Source organism: Conexibacter sp. W3-3-2 (assembly GCF_009707605.1).
Classification (GTDB): Bacteria; Actinomycetota; Thermoleophilia; order Solirubrobacterales; family Solirubrobacteraceae; genus Paraconexibacter; species Paraconexibacter algicola.
On the sequence record NZ_WLYW01000001.1, the window covers coordinates 1047522 to 1066856 of the forward strand.

The 19335-nt window shown below is 70.2% G+C and carries 19 protein-coding genes; 1 reads left to right on the forward strand and 18 read right to left on the reverse strand.

Annotated elements, in window-relative coordinates; all coding sequences use genetic code 11:
- Positions 1-43: 43 nt before the first annotated feature.
- The 14 genes from GKE82_RS05225 to GKE82_RS05290 all read right to left on the reverse strand — a co-directional run bounded on the left by GKE82_RS05225 (position 44) and on the right by GKE82_RS05290 (position 15305).
- The gene (locus GKE82_RS05225; protein ID WP_154732564.1) at positions 44-1417 is read right to left on the reverse strand and encodes an MlaD family protein; all 1374 of its coding nucleotides are present in this window, start codon (positions 1415-1417) and stop codon (positions 44-46) included.
- A complete protein-coding gene (locus tag GKE82_RS05230) occupies positions 1414-2691 on the reverse strand; it encodes an MlaD family protein (RefSeq protein WP_154732565.1) in 1278 nt (425 codons plus the stop codon). Before GKE82_RS05230 ends, GKE82_RS05225 begins: the two co-directional genes overlap by 4 nt.
- Positions 2688-4073 (reverse strand): MlaD family protein, encoded by a 1386-nt coding sequence (locus tag GKE82_RS05235; protein ID WP_154732566.1) that lies wholly within the window; start codon positions 4071-4073, stop codon positions 2688-2690. Before GKE82_RS05235 ends, GKE82_RS05230 begins: the two co-directional genes overlap by 4 nt.
- Positions 4070-5251 (reverse strand): MlaD family protein, encoded by a 1182-nt coding sequence (locus tag GKE82_RS05240; RefSeq protein WP_196189064.1) that lies wholly within the window; start codon positions 5249-5251, stop codon positions 4070-4072. Before GKE82_RS05240 ends, GKE82_RS05235 begins: the two co-directional genes overlap by 4 nt.
- Before the next feature lie 110 nt (positions 5252-5361).
- The gene (locus tag GKE82_RS05245; protein ID WP_154732568.1) at positions 5362-6891 is read right to left on the reverse strand and encodes an MlaD family protein; all 1530 of its coding nucleotides are present in this window, start codon (positions 6889-6891) and stop codon (positions 5362-5364) included.
- Entirely contained in the window at positions 6888-8255 is a 1368-nt protein-coding gene (locus GKE82_RS05250) for an MlaD family protein (RefSeq protein WP_154732569.1), read from the reverse strand. Before GKE82_RS05250 ends, GKE82_RS05245 begins: the two co-directional genes overlap by 4 nt.
- Positions 8256-8259: 4 nt before the next feature.
- Positions 8260-9126 carry an ABC transporter permease gene (locus tag GKE82_RS05255; protein WP_230316096.1) on the reverse strand — a complete coding sequence of 289 codons (867 nt, stop codon included), beginning with the start codon at positions 9124-9126 and terminating at the stop codon, positions 8260-8262.
- A 2-nt stretch (positions 9127-9128) separates the two neighbouring features.
- Positions 9129-9872, reverse strand: a complete 744-nt coding sequence (locus tag GKE82_RS05260) for an ABC transporter permease (protein ID WP_154732570.1) — start codon at positions 9870-9872, stop codon at positions 9129-9131.
- Positions 9873-10113: 241 nt separating this feature from the next.
- A complete protein-coding gene (locus tag GKE82_RS05265) occupies positions 10114-10971 on the reverse strand; it encodes an ABC transporter ATP-binding protein (RefSeq protein ID WP_154732571.1) in 858 nt (285 codons plus the stop codon).
- Positions 10968-11339 (reverse strand): hypothetical protein, encoded by a 372-nt coding sequence (locus tag GKE82_RS05270; protein ID WP_154732572.1) that lies wholly within the window; start codon positions 11337-11339, stop codon positions 10968-10970. Before GKE82_RS05270 ends, GKE82_RS05265 begins: the two co-directional genes overlap by 4 nt.
- 22 nt (positions 11340-11361) lie before the next feature.
- On the reverse strand, positions 11362-12306 hold the full coding sequence (locus GKE82_RS05275) for a hypothetical protein (RefSeq protein ID WP_154732573.1): 945 nt from the start codon (positions 12304-12306) through the stop codon (positions 11362-11364).
- Positions 12307-12319: 13 nt separating this feature from the next.
- Positions 12320-13849, reverse strand: coding sequence for an aldehyde dehydrogenase (locus tag GKE82_RS05280; protein ID WP_154732574.1), 1530 nt, complete (start codon positions 13847-13849; stop codon positions 12320-12322).
- On the reverse strand, positions 13846-14907 hold the full coding sequence (locus GKE82_RS05285; RefSeq protein ID WP_154732575.1) for a zinc-binding dehydrogenase: 1062 nt from the start codon (positions 14905-14907) through the stop codon (positions 13846-13848). The genes GKE82_RS05280 and GKE82_RS05285 overlap by 4 nt, the downstream gene beginning before the upstream one ends.
- Positions 14908-14909: 2 nt before the next feature.
- Complete coding sequence (locus GKE82_RS05290; RefSeq protein ID WP_154732576.1) at positions 14910-15305, reverse strand: SCP2 sterol-binding domain-containing protein; 396 nt, start codon at positions 15303-15305, stop codon at positions 14910-14912.
- 97 nt (positions 15306-15402) lie between these two features.
- Between GKE82_RS05290 and GKE82_RS05295 the strand changes: the two genes are divergently transcribed.
- A complete protein-coding gene (locus GKE82_RS05295) occupies positions 15403-16368 on the forward strand; it encodes a LuxR C-terminal-related transcriptional regulator (RefSeq protein WP_154732577.1) in 966 nt (321 codons plus the stop codon).
- Here GKE82_RS05295 and GKE82_RS05300 read toward each other — a convergent pair.
- From GKE82_RS05300 to GKE82_RS29745, 4 genes are read right to left on the reverse strand one after another with little or no spacing between them, the layout of a single operon-like run.
- A complete protein-coding gene (locus tag GKE82_RS05300) occupies positions 16274-17191 on the reverse strand; it encodes an SDR family NAD(P)-dependent oxidoreductase (protein ID WP_309233426.1) in 918 nt (305 codons plus the stop codon). The two genes, GKE82_RS05295 and GKE82_RS05300, sit on opposite strands and share 95 nt — an antisense overlap.
- A complete protein-coding gene (locus GKE82_RS05305; RefSeq protein WP_154732578.1) occupies positions 17188-18372 on the reverse strand; it encodes an acyl-CoA dehydrogenase family protein in 1185 nt (394 codons plus the stop codon). The genes GKE82_RS05300 and GKE82_RS05305 overlap by 4 nt, the downstream gene beginning before the upstream one ends.
- A 34-nt stretch (positions 18373-18406) precedes the next feature.
- Positions 18407-18880, reverse strand: a complete 474-nt coding sequence (locus GKE82_RS05310; RefSeq protein ID WP_309233427.1) for an enoyl-CoA hydratase/isomerase family protein — start codon at positions 18878-18880, stop codon at positions 18407-18409.
- Positions 18877-19209: an enoyl-CoA hydratase/isomerase family protein gene (locus GKE82_RS29745; protein ID WP_154732580.1), complete on the reverse strand. Its 333-nt coding sequence runs from the start codon at positions 19207-19209 to the stop codon at positions 18877-18879. Before GKE82_RS29745 ends, GKE82_RS05310 begins: the two co-directional genes overlap by 4 nt.
- Between the last annotated feature and the right edge of the window lie 126 nt (positions 19210-19335).

Sequence of the window (19335 nt, forward strand, 5' to 3'; positions counted from 1 at the left end):
CCAGGGCAAGCCGATCGGGAAGGCTCCTGAGGCGCTCTAGCACCTACTTGCCCGGGATCGCGGACACGACTGGGTACGAGCCGTCCCTCCTGGGCGGGTTGTCGGCCGAACCGGGGGGCGGCGTGTAGTTCGTCTTCAGCCCGCCCAGGACCTTGAGCACCCCGGTCTGCAACAGGGCGTCCTCGAGCTTCGCCAACGACGGCGGTGTCGCGCCGAGCGACGCATTGCTCACGAGGAGCTGGACGCGGCCGCTCGCGACCTTCGCGTGCGGACCGGAGTGGCCGGGCTTCTCGCCCTCGCCCTCGAAGGCGAAGACGCTGCCCATACCGGCGCCCACCCCCCAGATGTCCCGCTTGTACGGCTCGAGAAACTCGAGCATCGGCACGAGGTTGCGCAGCAGCGGACCGACCGTGTCGGCGACCGGGGCCGCCTTTTGGGCCGCCGGCCTGAGCTCCGTCAGGAAGGGATCGGTGGCGCGCAGCGCGGCCGGGAGCCGTGCGACGAGCTTCCGTGCGTCGGCCGCCGTCGCCGGCAGGTCGTTCAGGACCGGGGTCAGGGCTGCCGCGGCGGTGCCGAGGTCGTCGGAGACGGGTGTCGTCTTCCGCGACAGGGCGCTGACCGCAGCCAGCGTGCGGCGGACCTGCGGGAGGGCCCGCGGGAACTCCTGGATGGTGCGGCGCAGGGCATCGTCGCGTGAGGCGACCGCCGTGGCCGTCTGGTTCGTGGCGCGGATCAGCGTGCGCAGCGCGTCCCCGCGGCGTCCGACGGCGTTCAGGACGCGGGCGCCGTCGTCGACGAGCGCGACGACGGAGTCCCGCTGCTCGCGCAGGGCCACCGTCGCCGGCAGGCCCAGGTCGACCGCGTCGGTGAGCCCGGAGAGGATCGAGTTGACGTCGTCGCCGCGGCCGTCGAGTCCTCGCCCGAAGGCGCGAAGGGTGCTCTGCAGCGATGCCCGCGTGTCCTTGTCCAGGGTGTTGAGGATCTTGTCCAGGGGCACGGTCTCGCGGGCGGCGTCGGGCGGCAGCAGGCCGCCGTCCTCGATGCGGCCGGCCGTCGGTGTTCCCGGGTCGACCTCGAGATAGCTCTCGCCCAGCAGCGTGCGTAGCCTGGTCTCGACGCGGGCGTTGCGGTAGATGCTCTGGTGCTCGGGCTTCAGGTCCATGGTCACCAGGGCGCGCTGGCCCTTGGCGCGGATGTCGTCGACCCTGCCGATCTTGACGCCGGCCCGGCGTACGTCGGAGCCGCTCACCAGTTGCAGCGGTTCGTCGACGAGCACCGACACCTTGTACTGGGCCTTGGAGACGCCGGGGACGCGGCCACCGGCCAGGACGGTGTACATGGTCACGAAGACCACGACGACCGTCGCCGAGTAGACGACGAGCGCGAGGATCTTCGGGAAGCGCTGGCGGTTGGTCACGGCGTGCCCTTGGTGGTCGTCGGGTTCTTGAAGCAGGGCCGCAGGCGACGCCAGCTCGGCTCGTTCACGAGTGCGCCGACCGCGAACAGCCCCTCGCCGGCCGTGGCGCGGGCGACGGTCCGAAAGCCGTCGTAGAACTTCGTGAGCGACATCGTGTGCTCGAAGAAGTTCTCGACCGGCTCGAAGCAGGGCGGCAGCTTCGCCACCGAGGCGTCGACCGGCGGGACCTGCCCGCGGAGCGTGCGCACGGCCCGGGTCAGGTCGGCCGTCGTGCCCGGCAGGGTCTGGGCCAGCGACGTGAGCCGGGTCACCGGCCGGCTCAACGCGCGGACGGTCGGGCGCCCGATCTCGCTGACGTCGATGAGCGCGTCCAGCGCCGGCGCCAGCTCGCCCGCAGCGGGAACAAGGGCCCGCAGTGCGGGGTCGAGGTGGCTCCGCGCCTGGTCCAGACGGACGGTGGCGCTGCGCAGTGCCTGGATCGCCCCGGGAAGCTCCCGCAGAGTGCCGGAGAGCGCCGTGTCGCGTCGGGCCAGCTCCCCCATCACCTCGTTGCCCGAGGTGACGAGCGACGAGATCTGCTCTTCGCGGCGGGCGAGCTCGTCGCTCAGCGTCCCGGTGTTGGTCACGACGCGCCGCACGAGCCTCGACCGCTCGCTGGTGACGTCGGTGAGCCGCTTGAGCGACGCGAAGAACGGCTCGAACTCCGCCAGGGCGGCCCGCAGATCCGCGCCTTCGTCGGGCAGTCCGCGGCCGAGCTCGTCGATGAGCGTCGCCATGCTCTCGCGCGTCGGTTTGTTGAAGACCTGCAGCACCCGGGAGATGTCGACCGGGGACGCCGTCTGCCGGCCGGGGACGACGACATCGCCGTCGAGCTCGCCCGCGGACGGCGTGCCGCGCCGCTCGATCGCCACGAACTTGTCGTCCAGCGGGGAGACCGGGCGGATCCGGAATGTCGCGTCCCGGTAGAGCGCGCCGTGTTTGCGGTCGATCTTCATCGTCAGCACGGCACGTCCGTTGCGCAGCTCGACGTCGGAGACCACGCCGATCCGCACGCCGGCCAGGCGGACCTGGTTCTTGCCCGGCGAGACGCCCTTGGCGTCGTCGAACGCAGCACGCACCGTGTAGGTCTCGACCCACGGCTTCTGGAAGTTCAGGTTTCTCAGAATGCCCACCCCGGCCACGGCGCCCATGGCGCTCGCGACGATGAGCAGGATGAACGGCGTCCGTGCCCGCCTGATCTCCAAACGGAGTCGATCGTTCTGGAACAGTCTCATCCGCCCGCATCCTCCGACTGGTCTTCCTCAGGTCCGAACTCCGGCTGCTCGCCCGGCCGTGCCAGGAGCGTGCCGAGGTACGTGCCCAGGTCCTGGCACACCGCGAGACGCTCGTCGTTGGGATCGGTGAGCAGCGTCTTGCACGGCAGGGCGGGGATCGCCGCCTCGCCGACGCCGGCCTCGAACTGCACGTAGGTGCCGTTCGCGTCTGACGTGGCCATGACGCCGGTCGCGGACGAGAGCGTCGGACCGATGAGCTCGTGCACCTTCATGTCCATCTTCTCGTTGCGACTCTGCAGCCACGGGATCACGTCCTTGCGGGTCGTGTCGATCGTGCGACGCAGTCCGTCGAACGTCGCCGTGGCGTCCGGCGCCAACCGGCGCAGACTGCGCAACGCCGGGTCCAGCCTGGTGAACAAGACGCGCGCGTCCTTCAGCACGGGCGTCGCCTCGCTCAGGAAGGGGCTGGTCAGGTCGACCGCGCGCTCCAGGCGCTCGGCACCGGGCTGCAGACCGACCGTGACGCGGTCCAGGAGCGGGAGTGTGGAGCGCAGGCGCACGAGCACGCGCCGGGTCGTGTCGAGTGCGGGCGGCAGCACGTCGAGCGTCCGCGCGATCTCCTCCGATCGGGCCGCGGTGACGCTCAGCGTCGTGTTCGAGTTGTCGATGAGACCGGCAAGGTCGTCCCTCTGACGGTCCAGCGCGGAGATCCATCTCGACGTCCGCTGCACGAGCCGCGGCAGGTCGTCGCCGGGCCGTGTGCCGCGCAGCGGCGGCAGGCCCTTCGCGATCGGCTTCGCCGAAGCTGCGAGGGCGTCGAACGCGTTGCCGGCCGCTTCGCCGCGGAAGCCGCCGTCGGTCGCCGCGATGATCCGCTGCATGCCCTTGCGGCCGTCGCCGTCGAGCGGTTGCAGGACCTCGTCGAGCTCGACCTGGGTCGTCGTGCTGGAGACCGGGATGCGGCCGGACAGCGGCGGCGCGCTCTCCGAGCCCGGATCCAGCTCGACGTAGAGGTTGCGGCCGAGCAGCGTGCGCCAGTAGATGCCGGCGCGCGCGTCCTGGTGGACCGCGACGTCGGACTTGTCGAGCTTCAGCTCGACGAGCGCGCCGCGCTCGCCGTCGGCCTGCTCGATGGCGCCGACCGAGCCGACGGTCACGCCCGCCACGCGGACGGGGTTGCCGGACTTGAGGGACTGCGCCGAGGCGAAGTGCGCCCAGACGCGGTCGCTGTCATCGGGCCAGAACGGGATGCCCCGGTTGACGCCGATCGCGACGAGCAGGACGAGCGCAGCAAGTGCGATGGCGCCGTTTCGGACGTGCCGCGGGCGGGCGCGGCCTGGCCGGTTCTGGAAGCGGTGGCGTCGAGCGGTCTGCTGGCTCATGGCTTGCTCAGGTGCTCCCAGCCGCCCTGGCAGGGCGCGGGGTAGGGGTTGCTGAAGATCTCCTTGCGCCGGACCGGATCGGTGCCCAGTGACTCACGGGACCCGATCGTCACGGTCGCCCGGAGGTAGTTGAGACCCTCGTCGCCGAGCGCGTCGTGCTCCGCCCAGTGGCCGAGGAAGCTGCGCAGATCGCACGAGTGGGGCGCGACTTCCTTGCTGATCGACAGGCCCGGCACCAGACCGCGGGCCAGCAGCGGCAGCTGGGTGTCGACCCGCCGCGCGAGCGACACCGTGGGCGACGTCGCCTGGCGGGCCAGGGTCAGGGTCTTCGGGATGCGCATCAGCACGGGCTGCGCCTCGGCGAAGAACTTCGCGGTGTCTCCGAATGCCGCCGGTGCCGGCCGCAGTGCGATGTCGAGCCGGCGTGAGAGGCGGTCGACACTGCGCAGTAGCGGATCCGTCACGGCGAGGTTCGCCCGCGTCTGGGCAAGGGTCTGCGGCGACTGCTCGAGGGTCGATCGCCAGTCACCGGCCTCGGTGCGGAACGGTGCGAGCGCGCGCTGGGCCGGTTCGAACGTCCGGGTCAGCTCGACCTTCGCGGGGTCGAGCGCTCCGAGGGCGCTCGACGCACCCTGGACGAACCGGGTGAGCGATCCGGGACGCGCGTTGACCGCCCCGGCAACGGATGTGAGGTTCTCCAGGTAGCCGGGACCCTGTCCCAGCAGCTGGTTGACGTCGTCGCCGCGGCCCGCGACGCCCTTGCCGAGCTCGCTGAGGAGCATCTGGGTCCGCTGACGGGTCGGGGAGTCGAAGGTCGCGAGCACATCGTCGAGCTGGACGGTGCTGGCCGAGCGCGACTCGGGGATGCGGCCGTTGTCCGGCAGGATCTCGCCCTTCTGACCGGGGACGATCTCCACATAGACGACACCGAGCAGGCCGCGCGGTCGCACGCGAAGGGTCAGGTCCGAGCGCAGCGGTCCGATGCCGCCGTCGAGCTGCAGCCGCGCGACGACCTTCCGGTTCTCGACGCGCGAGTCGAGCACCTGGCCGACGCGGACGCCGCCCATCTTGACGTCGGTGTGGTCCACGAGGCCGTCGGCGCGCTCGAACGTCGCCGTGAGGTTGTAGTAGTCGCGCAGCGGAAGCTTCGTCGGGGCGAAGTACCCGGTCAGTGCCATCGCGGCCCCGGCGAGGATGCCGGCGATGCCGACCGCCCTGACCAGGAGAACCGGCGTTCCGCGTCCGACGGGGCGGCCGCGGCGCCGGGGAGACGATCGTCGTGAAGGCATCATGATCCGAACAGGTAGTCCACGAGGGCATCGACGGTGGACGACGGGGCGGTGCCGTCTTTGCTGGAGGTGCCCAGCAGGCCGCCCAGCTTCGCGCTCGGCGGTTTGGCCTGCTCCTGCTCGGCCGCGCTCTTGGGACAGGCGCTCTTGTCGCGCCCGGGCAGCTTCGCGCCACCGAGGAGCCCGCCGACCACGCCACCGACCACGTCGGTCACGCCATCGACCGCGGTGCACACGAGGTCCTTGACCGCTGGGACCACCTCGGCCGGCCTCTTCACCGGCGGCGCCTTTGGCCGGGCCAGCGCCGGCGGCACCCGGGGTACCGGCGTGGCAGCCTTGGCCGGCTTCCGCTTGGCGTTGGCCTGACCTTCGCTGACCACCCGGTCGACGATCTGGCGGACCGTGTCCTCGGTGATCGTGATCTGCGCACCGAAGAGGTGACCGAGGCCGTCGGCGCGCTGCGTCACTCTGGCCCACGTCTGCAGGAAGTAGAGAGCGTCGTCCATCAGGCCCTTGTCGAGGTCCTGCACGAGCGGGTCGACCGCGGTCAAGGTCTCGCTGAGCTGGGCCGCTACGGGCGCCAGGCGCTTGACTGTCGGGCGCGTCTCCCGCGCGAGGCGGTCGAGGTCAGGTGCTGCAGCGCGGGCGGCACGCAGCGCCGGGACGCCGTCCTTCGCGAACCCCGGGAGTGCCTTCAGCGCCGCCTCGATCGGGGCCGCCGACGTGCGGATTCGGTCGGCGGCGGGCTCGAGGCCGGCCGCGGCGGTCTCCAGCAGCGCAAGCGACTTGCGCATCTGCGCAAGCGTCGACGGGGTCTCGCCGACCGCCTGTCCGAGCGCCGCTCGACGGTCGGCGGTGGTCGAGAAGGCGGCCGACGCCTCGCCGATGAGCTCGCCGAGCTCGCGGCGCTCGCGGGCAAGCGTGCCGATCACGCTGTCCCCGGCGTCGACGACCTGGCGAAGGCTGGCGTTGTCAGCCGTGGCCTGATCCAGCAGCGCTCCGACCTCGTCCATGCCCTGCGGCAGCAGCTCGAGGAACGACCGCACCTCGTCCGCGCGGCCCGTCAGCGCGACGCCCCCCTCGGCGAGGATCAGCTTCAGGCGTGCACGCGTACCCGCGTCGAGGGTGTCGAGGACGTCGTCCAGCTCGACCGGCGTGACGTTCTTGGACGGGGTCACCCAGGAGCCCGGGGCCGCCGGATCGTCGGCGTTGCCGGGGGTCAGGTCGACGTACTTCTCGCCGAGGACGCTGACGGACCTGATCCGCGCGGTGGCGTCCTTCCCGACGGGGCTCGCTCCCTCGTCGAGCTCCATGTCGACCTGGACCTTGTCACCACGGTCGAGCTCGACGGCGGTGATCTTGCCTGCGCGGACGCCGTCGATCTTGACGTCCTGGTCCTTGAGCAGGCCGGCCGCGTCGTCGACCCGCAGGCGCAGGGTGTAGGTCTCCTCGGAGCTGCCGCAGCCGGTGACCATCGTCGTGCCGAGCGCAGCGAGCAGCAGTCCAGCGATGACGGTGACGCGGGTCACTTTCGGTCCTCCGGGTCCTTGCTCGCGTCCAGTGAGTCCTCGGTGACGCCGCACTGCGGAAGGAAGAACGGCTTCTCCGAGCCGAGTCCGGGCGGACGCGGCATCGCGTACTTCTTGCCCAGCAGCAGCTGGCTGGTGCTCGGGGTGTTCTGCGGGTAGGCGTGCAGGGTCGTCGGGCTCGCGACGACCAGGACCCGCGCGTAGTGGGACTGGCTGACCGGGTTGATGCGGTTCGCCTGCGTCTGAACCGGAAGATAGTTCTTCACCCACGAGTTCCAGTTGACGAGCACGCCCGCCGCCTCGGGCGTGTAGGGCCGCAGGCACTCGACCATCGGCGTCGCGTCCGTGAGGATCGAGCGGATGTCGTCGAACATCGGCGTCGCGGTGCGCAACGTGGTGGTCAGGGGTGGAGCCGCCGCACGGAGCGTCCGCGCCACCTGGGCGCCCATCCTCGCGGTCGGCCGCAGCTGCGCCAGGGCCGGCCGCGCTGCTGTGGCGAAGGACGCGAGCTTGCCCGCTCCGGGCCGCAGCCGGGTCACGAGACCGTCGAGCTTGTCGACACTGCCGTCGACCCGGGCGAGTGTTCCGCGGGCATCGGCGATCGTTCCCGGGGCGCGCTCGATCGTGCGCTGGACGTCGCTGGAACTGACAGCGAAGGACTGCAGCGTGGTCGCGGCGACCCCGATGAGCTCGCTGATCCGAGCGTCGCGCGCAGCGAGCTTGGTGGAGAGCCGGGCACCCGAGCCGACGAGCGTCTTCAACGCCGCCGTGTCGGCCGACAGGTCGGAGGAGACGTCGCGGTATCCTTCGACGGCCTCGTCGAACTCCCCGAGTGCCGTGCGGACCTCCTTCGTCCGCGGCCCGAGGGTCAGTGAGGTGTTCTTCAGCGCGTCGCGCAGGTGCGTGCGGGTCTGCCGGTCGAAGGTGCTGAAGACCTCGTCGATCTCGACCGGGGCGCGCGCGTCATCTCCGCTGATGATCCCGCCCTCGCCGATCTCCTTCGCCGGGGCGGGCGCCGGGTCGAGCTCGACCTTCCGGGTGCCGCTGCCGGCCGGCGAGGGCCAGCGCAGCGTCGCCCTCGTACCCTGGCGCAGCGGCCAGAACCGCTCGTCCTCGATGCCGAGCTCGACGATCGCCTGCCCGTCCTCGAGCGAGACCTTGGAGATCTTGCCGACATCGAAGCCGTCGACCTGGACATCGAGTCCGGCGACCACGTTGACCGCGGCCGGGAAGGCGACCCGCACATGATGGTCCTGGTTGCGCGTGCCGACCGCCCACATCGTGAACGGGACGGCGGCGATGGCCAGGACGATGGCCCAGGGGTGGCCGGCCGCGACCCAGCGGGCTCGGGAGAGGGAACGCACGCCGTCAGCCTCCGATCGGGATCTTGGGGTCGAAGCCCCAGGCGACGAGGGTGAGCAGTGCGTTGACGCCCATCACCTGGATCAGGTTGAGACTCATTGAGCGGGCCGTCGCGGTGCCTACGCCGACCGGACCACCGCTGGCGTAGTAGCCGTAGTACATGCCGATCAGGACTACGAAGGTCCCCATCGTGTAGAACTTCAGCAACCCGACCGCGAGGTCGTACGGCGTGATGAACGCCCAGTGGACGGACCCCCAGCCGCCCAGCGACACCTCGCCGATCTGGACGATGATCACGAAGTACTCGCCCAAGAAGTTCAGAGCCATCCCGACGAAGAACCAGAACGGGATCACCAGCCAGGCGGCAAGCAGACGCGTCGTGACGATGTAGCGGATCGAGCTGATCCCCTGCGCCTCCATCGCGTCGATCTCCTCGTTGATCCGCATCGTCCCGAGCTCCGCCGCCAGTCCCGCACCGATCTTGGCCGAGGCGATGAAGCCGAACATGAAGGGCCCGGCCTCGCGGAGGCCGCAGAGCGCCGAGAACGCGCCGGTGTAGACGGAGGCGCCGAACCCGCGAAGGACATAGTTCCCTTCGGTCCCGCACTGGAGCCCGATCACGAACTGCAGTGACAGCAGGACGATCGACGACCCGAGCAACAGCAGCGCGGCCTGCCGCAGGACCTCGGCGCCATAACGCCACGCCTTGGGGATCTCGATGACCGCGCTCAGCATGAAGCGGGCCATGCGGCCGGCCTCGTCGAGCGTCGACTCCACCGGCGCCCGGAAGTTCCGGACCGCGCGGGTGCGGGCCAGCTCCGTCGCGAGCAGCGGCAGGCCGTCCGGCCCGGTGGGTGCGTTCGTCGTCGCCATGCCTAGCGGAGGTTGAGCGTCTCCGGGAACGCCGCGAGCAGCGTCGCCGTGAACATGTAGTTGAAGACCCAGATCGCGACGAAGGCGATCACCACCGCCTGGTTGACGGCCTTGCCGACCCCGACGGCACCACCTCGCACGTTCAGGCCCTTGTAGCAACAGACGACGGCGACCATGAAGCCGAAGAACGACGTCTTGAAGATGCTGCCCAGGAGGTCGGGCATCGTGAAGTTCAGCGTCATCGTCGACATGTAGCCGGACGTCGTCTCCCCGAACAGGAGGACCGCCGCCGCCCAGCCGCCGACGAGCGAGACCGCGATCGCGAGCAGGTTCATGGTCGCGGTCAGCACTCCCAAGGCGAGGAACCGTGGAACGACGAGCGTCTTGATCGGATCGAGCCCGAGAACCGCCAAGGCGTCGAGCTCCTCGCGGACCTTCCGCGCCCCGAGGTCGGCGCAGACCGCGGTGCCGGCGACACCGGCGACGATCATGCCAGTCGCCCAGGGTCCGGCCTCACGCGTCGCCAGGGTGGCAAAGAACGCGCCGAGGCGGTCGACGGATCCGAAGATGTTCAGGAGGTTGCCGCCCTGGATGCCGCCCGCGCCGGCGGTGAGCGCGATCACACCGAAGAACGTCGGGATCAGGGTGCGGCGGAGGAAGATGGTGCTCTCGATGAGGAACTCGTCCACCCAGGAGTAGGGCGGCGTGAACGTCGCGGCGACCGTCTTGCCGGTCAGCAGCAGCATCCCGCCGACCTCGTCGATGACGCTCAGTCCGGCGTCTGCGCCTCGGCGTGGCGTCGACCGCAGTCGCGCCCCCCGCCCAGGCGGCGCCGAGACGGGCGCTGTCACGCTTCTCGTTGCCACGTTCTGCCTCTTCTCCCGTTGAGGGGCGGATCCCACTCCGCCCCCGTGACCTCAACACTCCCACCGGCAGATGCCGGTGAACAGACTCAATAGGTGTCAGACACCCCCCTCTTAAGGGGTGTCATTCCATTCCCAGCGGTCCTCCGCGCTCGCGGTTGAGGAACTGGCGCACGAACGGATTGCTGGAATCGAACATCTCGTCGCGGTCGCCGCTCTGCACGATCCGCCCGCGCCACAGGACGCCGACGTACTGCCCGATCTGCCGAGCCGTGGCGATGTCGTGCGTGATCAGGATGTAGGTCCCGCCGTAGAGCGAGTGCATCGCCTGGATCAGGTCGCACAGCAGGAGCGTGCGGACCGGATCGAGGCCGGAGTCGGGCTCGTCGAACATGACGATCTCGGGCTCCATGACCAGTGCGCGCGCGAATCCGGCGCGCTTGCGCATGCCGCCGGAGAGCTCGCCGGGCATCCGTGTGCCGGCGGTCGTCAGGCCGACGTCGGCGAGCCGTGCCTGGACGAGGGCGTCGATCTCGTCCTCGGACTTGTCGGTGTGCTGACGCAGCGGGAAGGCGACGTTGTCGTAGACGTTCATGGAGCCGAACAGCGCGCCGTCCTGGAACAGGATGCCGAACCGGCGGCGCATCTCCAGCAGGTCGGCCTGGAGCATGTCCGGGACCGACTGCCCGTGGACGATCACGTCGCCGCGGTCAGGGAACATCAGGCCGATCAGGTGCTTGATGAGCACGCTCTTGCCAGTGCCGGACGGCCCCAGGACGACCGTGATCGTCCCCTCGGGAACGCAGAAGTCGAGTCCGCGCAGGATCGCGTTGCGTCCGAAGCTCTTGTGGATGTTCACGCACTCGATCGACCAGAAGTCCCCCGGGTCCCGTTCCGAGAAGGTCAGTGGCCCTTCGTGGTGTTCGAAGTCCGCGGCGGCATCGAGCAACTTCCGCTCCTCGGGCGTCTCCGTGCTGGTCATGCGTCCTCCTTGCGAGCGTGTCCGTAGTGTTCGTGATTGGCGGCAGCGATCAGGATCGGCATGATGCGCAGGAACTTCCGGATCGGGCCGTCGTAGGTCGCGCGACCGTCGATGACGGCCACCGCCATCCGGACGGAGCGATCCAGGATGCCGGCGAGGGCCGGGGCCTCGATCTCCAGAGAGCTCTCCGTCACCGTGCTCTCGTCCCCCTGATGGAGCTCGGGCGGCTGCCGGTCGAGCAGGAGGGTCAGCACCGCGTCCGGCGTCTCCCGGAGGCTGATCCGCACGGTGGTCCCCGTCCGCCCGAGTCGATCGGAGGTCTCCGGGTCCTCGATCGCCTCCGTGAATGCGGCGATGAAGGTCTCCATCGCGGCGGGCGCAAGCGTTTCGTCAGCCTTCATCTTCGATCCTCGGGTCGGGGGACTCGGTGGCCGCGGCGCGCGCCGCGGTCGAGGTGGACCACAGCTCGCGGATCAGGTCGGCCAGCTCCGTCTGGTCCTGCGCGGTCATGTCTCCCCGGGCCGCGCGGTCCGCGAGCGACGTGGCACGCACGGCCAGACGGCTGTCGGCACCGTCGGCCGTCAGCGCGACCACCGCTGGGAGCTGTGCGGCACCGAGCCGGTAGCGGCCGGCGCCGACGTCTCCGGCGACGCGGACGAGGAGCTCGTCACTCGGCCGGATCTCCTCTCGGCCGCCGAGCGCACGGGCGACCGCTTCGGCGGAGGGCAGCCGGTCGTGCCAGCGCGGCGCGGGCGGCAGCGGAAACTCGAACGCCTCGTCGAGCAGCCCGGCCGCGACCTGGGACGCGCCGGCGCTGCCGATGCGGGTTCGCCACACCTGATGGGGGTGCACCTCGTTGAGCGAGGGGTCGCCGTCGGCGATCCGCTGGGCGCGGATCGCGAGGTTCGTCACCGCGAAGGCCGCGAACACCATCCGTGCCTGCTCTTCGCGGCTGCCCATGAGCTGCCCTAGAGCGCGCTGGACGTCGCGGGGCTCCGCGAAGATGTGGTCGCCGCGGACGTAGGTGACCCGGTTGAGCCAGATCTCCTCCGCGCCCTCCAGCGACGTCAGTCGCCGGGGGCGCCGACGGAAGCCGCGGCGGTCCGGGAGGATCGGGGCGCCCACGGTCGAGACGATCAGGACGTCCCCGCCGCGGTCGCGCTCGGCCCCGGCGAGGAGCGCCTCGAGGACGGGCGCGTCGTCGGCTCGGCGCACGTAGTACCGGCCCGGCTCGATGCCGAGCACACCGGCCAGGTCGAACTGGACGCCGATGACGCTGTCCTCGAGCGGCAGGTCGGCGGAGCCGTCGGTGCGGAGCGGATCGTCTGCGGTCACGGTAGTCATGGTCTCAGTCGTTCGGGGGCTCGCTCAGGAGCAGGTCGTATGCGCGACGGTCGAGGGAGCCGCTGAGATCCAGGTGGACGTGCTTGCACTCGGTGTACTCGTCGAGCGCCCTCGGGCCCAACTCCCGTCCCAGGCCCGACTGCTTGTACCCGCCGAACGGCAGTGCGCTGTTGAGCATGTGGGCGTCGTTGATCCACACGGTGCCGGTCCGCAGTCGAGCCGCGACCTCCAGCGCCCGCTCGGCGTCGGTGCTCCAGACCGCGCCGGCCAACCCGTAGATGGAGTCGTTCGCGATCGTGACGGCCTCGTCGACGTCGTCGTACCGCAAGACCGAGAGCACCGGACCGAAGATCTCCTCCTGGGCGATCCGCATCTCGGAGCGCACGCCGGTGAAGATCGTCGGCTCGACCCAGAACCCGCGCTCGAAGCCGGGGCCTTCGGGAACGCCACCGCCGAGGACCAGCTCGGCGCCCTCCTCCAGACCGGACTGCACGTACCCGAGGATCCGCTCCTGCTGCGCGCGGGAGATCACCGGTCCGAGATCGGTGTCGAAGTCCCGGGGGTCGCCGATCTTGATCGTCCTCGCGCGCTCGACCAGGCGTTCCACGAACTCGTCGTGCAGCGCATCCGGCAGCAGCAGCCGGGTACCGGACTCACACGCCTGGCCGGAGTAGAGGAAGCAGCCGAAGAGCGCCGCGTCGACCGCCGTGCGCACGTCGGCGTCGTCCAGGACGACCACCGCGGACTTCCCACCGAGCTCGAGCGTCACTCGCTTGATCGTCTCCGACGCCGAAGCCATGACCTTGCGGCCGACCTCGGTCGAGCCGGTAAACGAGACCTTGTCCACGTCCGGGTGAGACGCAAGCCGCGCGCCGACGTCCGGGCCGCCGGTGACGACGTTGAGGACGCCCGGCGGCAGCCCACACTGCTCGAGCGCCCGTACGAGCTCGATCACCGTCAGCGGGGTCTTCTCGTCGGGCTTCAGCACGACGCTGTTGCCCGCCGCCAGGGCAGGCCCCACCTTCCAGACGGCGAGCGCCAAGGGGAAGTTCCACGGCACGATCGCCGCGCACACCCCAATGGGCTCCCGTCGCAGGACGTTGCGCGCCAGCGTGGGGTAGACGACGGTCGGCTGGGGCTCCTCGAAGACGTAGCGGGCCGCCAGTTCCCCGAAGTAGCCGAGGTGGGCGATCGCGAGCCCGACGTGGAAGCCGATGGCCTGCCGGACGGTCGCCCCGTTCTGCAGGCCCTCGAGCTCGGCGAGCTCCTCCAGCCGTTCTCCGAGAAGGTCGGCGGCCTTGACGAGCACCTGCGCCCGGACCTCGGGCGGGGTCGCCGCCCACCGGCCCTCGTCGAACGTCCGGCGGGCGACGGCGACGGCGAGGTCGACGTCGGCGACGGCTCCTCGTGCCACGGTCGCGACCCGTTCCTCCGTCGCCGGGTCGATGATGACGAACTGCTCGTCGGCGTCGACGGACCGGCCGTCGATGTGCATGCCCCAGTGCTGCACCGCGTCAGCGGACTCGACGCTCATCGCGTCGCTCCCGGCTCGAGGACGACCTTCAGCGCTTCGCGGCTGGCGAAGAGCTCGTAGCCCTGCGCCGCCTGCTCGAGCGGCAGGCGATGGGTGATGAGCGCGGTGGGATCGATGCGCCCCGCGCGAACGAGCGCGAGGACCTCGTCCACATGCGCCTGGATGTTGGCGACGCCCATGTGGATCGTGGTGTTGTGGATCCACAGCTCGCCGATCGGAAACTCGAATTCGTCGTCCATATAGACGCCCGGGATCGTCAAATGCCCTCCCATGCGCAGCAGCGGCATCGCGGCCTTGAGTGCGCTCTCGTGGCCGACCGCGTCGACGACGACGTCCGCTCCGCGCCAGTCCGTCAGCTCCAGGATGACGTCCTGGGCATCGGCCTCGTCGGCGTTCACCGCGATCGCTCCGAGCGATGACGCGAGGGCCAGCCGGGACGCGACCTTGTCGATCACCACGACCTGCGCGGCGCCGAGGGCCAGCGCCGACATCATCGCGAAGAGCCCAACAGGCCCGGCACCGACGACGGCGACGACGTCCCCTGAGCGCAGGTCGGTCTTCCGCACCGCGTCGTACGCGGTCGTGAGGATGTCCCCGACGAACAGCGCCTGCTCGTCCGTGACATCGTCGGGGATCTTGCGCAGCGTCAGGTCGGCCATCGGAATCCTCGCGTACTCCGTCTGCGTGCCGCCGAGATCGCCGAACGCCATGCCGAGCCCGAAGACCTGAGCCCCGAGGCACTTCGAGAACTCTCCGCGCCGGCACAGCCAGCACGCGCCACAGCAGGCGAAGAAGGAGCCGAGGGCACGATCGCCGACCTCGAACTGCTGCACGCTGGCACCCGCCTCCACGACGGTGCCCATGTACTCGTGACCCATCGTGAAGCCGTCCTCGGCATCCATCCGACCGGTGTACGGATGCAGGTCGCTACCGCAGATCGACGCCTTGTCGATACGGAGGATCGCGTCGGTCGCCTCGACCAGCGTCGGTGTCGGCACCTCCTCGACGCGCACGTCCCTGGCGGCGTGAAACACCAGCCCCTGCATCGTCGTCTCCATGCTCACGCCTCGTTCCGTCCGGCGGTCAGCGCCTCGTAGATCGGAAACATCGGTTTGGTCGCCGGAACGAGCTTGAGGATCTTGTTGACCGGCCCTTTGGCGCGGACCTGGCCCTTGGCGAGCCCCATCGGAATGCTGTACTTCCCCCTCCAGAAGGCGTCCGCGTCGTCGGCGCGCATGTACAGGTGGATGTCCGCAGGGGTCGACGCCTCACCAGTGGTGACCTCGATCGGGTCCGACATCTTGACCGTGATCTGCGCATCCGGGTCGGTGTAGTGCAACTGCAGGGTCGCGCCCACGTTTGCGAGCTTCGGGCCGACATCGGGGTGGGAGGCCGCCTCTCGGAAGACCCCTCCGACGTACTCGTACACCTCGTCAGCGCTGTTGAAGATCGGCATGTGGCGCCCTTTCACCCGAGTGGACCTCGGGGTTCGGATAGTGTGGCGTGGTCCGGCGTCTGACGTGCGACACTGACGTCGACATCGAGGAGGAGCAATGGGTCTTCAGGGTCAAGATTCTCCCCCGGAGGAGAAGTCTGCGGTCTTCATTGACGGGGCGGACGCCGAGCAGGCGGCCGACCTGCTCATCGGGGTCCGGCGCGCGGTCACCGAGCTGCAGTCGATCCCGAGCGTCAGAGCGCTGCTCGAGCGTGCGCCGGCCGTGCTCTGCGCCAACACCCTGTTCGAGCGCGTGATCGTCACGCTCGTCGAGGATTCCGCGCTCGCCCTGCAGAGCCTGCACTTCGACGGGGTCGACCCGGAGGAGCAGGAGATGGTCCGACAGCTGTGGAGGGCCGCACCACCGGCGCTCACCCATCTCCTCGTCGAGTCGGAGGTCATCCGCCGCAAGCGGGCCATCCTCGTCGTCAACGCCCGGCGCAGTGAGCGCACGATCGGCGGGGTCCTCGGCCGCAACGTCGACGCCGACTGCTACGTCGCCGCGCCGGTCACCGACGGAGAAACGGTCATCGGGATGGTTCACGCGGACCGGAAGAGCTCGGGGTGCGCGGTGGGCCAGTCCGAAGTTGAGGCCCTGTGGCTGTTCTGCCAGGCGCTGTCAATGAGCCTGCAGCGAGCGGAGCTCACCGCTCGGGTCGCGTTCCAGCGTGACGAGGTCCGCCGCCACATGTCCGCGCTGGACGCTGCGCTCGACAGCCACGGGGCTCGCGGAGCACGCGGAACGGCCCTGGCGCCGATGTCCGAGATGGAGTTGGCCGCCGCGGGCGTGGTCCTCGCACCGGAGAACCGGATTGCCTCCCTGCTCACCGCGCGCGAGCTCGACGTCCTGCGCCTCATGGCCGACGGCAACACCAACGCCCAGATCGCCTCGCGGCTGGTCATCACCGAGGGAACGGTGAAATCCCACGTCAAGCACGTGCTGCGCAAGCTGCGCGCCGGCAACCGCGTCGAGGCCGTCTCCCGCTACCTGCGGATCGCCGCGAAGGACCACTCGATGCTATGAGGCCCCTCCGCAGGGGCCTCACATCGCCATCGAGTACCCCCCCGTTGACCGGGACGGTCTGGCCGGTCACCCAGCCGGCGGCCGGCGTCGCGAGGAACGTGATCATCGCCGCGGGATCCTCGGGCTCGCCGATCCGCCGGAGCGGATACGCGCGAACGATCTTCTTGAGAGCATCCGGGTCCTGGATCGCCGCCTCGACCGGCGGCGTGCGAATCGCCCCGAGCGCAACGCAGTTGGCCGTGATCCCGTAGCGGGCCACGGCCTTCGCGTACCCGCGCACGAACCCGGCGGCCCCGGCTTTCGCCCCGGCGTAGACCGCGAGGTGCGGCTCGCCGACGCGTCCTGCGTCGGAGATCACGGTGACGACACGCCCACCGCCTTCGGCGATCATGCCTGGCGTCGCCGCGTGCGTGCAGTAGAGGACGCCGTTGAGGTTGACGTCCAGCCACCGGCCCCATGTGGCCGGCGACTCCTCCCAGAACGGCGGCGCGGGGGCCAGCGGCGACTCGTTAGGACCGGCGTTCCCTGCGTTGTTCACCAGGATTCCGACAGGCCCGAGCTCCTCGGTGATCGCCGCCACGTTCGCCGCCACCGCACCGTAGTCGGACACATCACCGGGGCACGCCATCGCGGTCGCGCCGGTGGCCCGGAGTTCGCCGACGACGGCCTCGGCGCGGTCGGCGTGATAATCGTTCACGGCGACCTTGGCGCCCTGCGCGGCGAGCATCAGGGCGACGGTCCGACCGACGCCCTGCCCCGCACCCGTCACCAGGGCTACCTTCCCGTCGAGCCGCAGCAGGCTCTCGAACGGACCGCCGCTCACGACGCTCCCCCCTCGAGCGCCTCGCGCCCGTAGAGGTGGCGGGCGATGACGAGCTTCTGGATCTGCGGGGTCCCGTCGCCGATCTGCATGCCGCTGATGTCGCGCAGCATCTGCTGCAACGGCAGCTCGTCCGACCACGCGACGTGGCCGTGCAGCACGATGCAGTCCTGGATCGCGTCGAAGGCGAGGCGCGGGACCCACCACTTGATCATCGACGCCTGCTTGGTGTGCGGGCGTCCGGCAGACCGCAGCGCCAGCGCCCGGTAGCTCAATGCCCGAGCCGCCTCGAGCATCGTGTCGTGCTCGGCGACCTTGAACGACACCCCTTGGTACTGCGCGATGGTGCGACCGAACGTCTTGCGTTCGCTCGTGTAGGCGATCGTCATGTCGAGCGCGCGCTGGGCACAGCCGATCGCCATGAGCCCGATCAGCGCGCGGGTGAAGTCGAACTCGTTCATCACGATGTTGAACCCGCGCCCGACCTCCCCGATGAGGTACTCGTCTGGGACGAACGTGCCCTCGAACGTCAGCGCTCCGCGGCCGAGCGGCTTGAAGCCGGGGTCGCGGAACGTCTGGCGGGCGACGGTCTCGTCGAGCGGGACGAGGAATGCCGTCACCCCGCGGGCGCCGGGGCCGCCGGTCCGCGCGAAGGTCAGCGCGGCGGACGCGTGGGCCGCTCCGGTGATCGAGCTCTTCTCGCCGTACAGCCGCCACCCCCCGTCGACCTTCTCCGCGCGCGTCGTGAGCGCGGCGGCGTCGGATCCCACGCCGGGCTCCGTGAGCGCCAGTGCGACGAAGTCCTGGCCGGTGATCGACCGGTCGAGCCACTCGCGACCGCCCGGGCAGTGCTGTTCGAGCAGACGCCCGGTGACCGCGCCCGAGAACACGAGGTAGCAGACGTTGAAGTCCGCCCAGGCGAGCTCCTCGCAGGCGATGCCGGCCGCGATCTCGTCGGCGCCCTGCCCGCCCAGGCCCTGACCGACCAGCAGCCCCAGCAGCCCTTGGTCGCCGAGTCGCTTGTACTCCGCCGTGGGGAACTCCTCCGACTCGGCCCGCGCGAGATAGCCATCGGCGAAGTGCTTGCGTGCGAAGGCACGCACGCTCTCTCGGAACAGGCCGTGCTCCTCGGTCTCCAGCAACGGGTGGGTGGCGGACGGGGCAGGGGTCGCGATGGTGCTCATGGTCTCTTTCGTGGTGAGGTGTCGGGGCGGACGGTCAGCGTCCGGGGAACTTCGGTGCGCGGTGGTCGTTGAACGCCGCCAGGCCTTCGGCGACGTCCTCCGTCCCGAGGTGGATCTGGCAGGCGTCGAGCTCCATCCGCAGCCCGCGGTCGACCGGCAGCGATTCCTGGTCGTTGACGACCTGCTTCATCCGCCGCACCCCCACCGGACTGCGCTGCGCGATCTCGGCGCAGATCGCCTGCACATCGGCCTCCAGCGCGTCGGGATCGGCGACGACGTCGACGAGCCCCCACTGCTCCATCTCGACCGCTGTGCGCGACTGCCCGGTGAAGAGCAGGAGCTTCGCCCGGGCGGTGCCGATGCGGCGCGGCAGTCGCACCGCCCCGCCGGCGCCGGGGAACAAGCCGTAGGTGGCGTGACCGTCGGCGATCCTCGCGGTCGACGACGCGACGATGAAGTCGCACGCGAGAGCCAGCTCGAGCCCGCCGGCGATCGTCAAGCCGTTCACGGCTGCGACCACCGGGAGCGGATGGAGCTCGACCTGCCGGAACACCCCCCGGCCCGCTCGAGGAAGCGCTCCATGGCCTTGGGGTCCTGCAGGGCGCCCTTGACGAACTTCAGATCAGCGCCGGCGCAGAACGCGCGCCCCTCGCCGGTGATCACGACGGCGGTCGCGCCGACGCGCAGCGACTCCGCAAGCCCGGCTTCGATGCCGTCGAGCGTCGGCAGGTCGAGCGCATTCATCGCGTCGGGACGCGAGAGCCGGATCCAGAGCGTTCCCTCGCGGAGCTCGTGCTGCACGGCGGGGGCGTCGTCGGTGTCGGTCAGGGTCGTCATGGAGCGTGCTCCTCGTCGGGGGAAGCGACCTTCGTCGGGCCGCCGGCTCGGCGTACTCTCGCAGTTACTCGTGTGAGTCACCACTCTCGTAGGGCGGAAAGAAGCACCTATTAGGAGGGTTGCTCA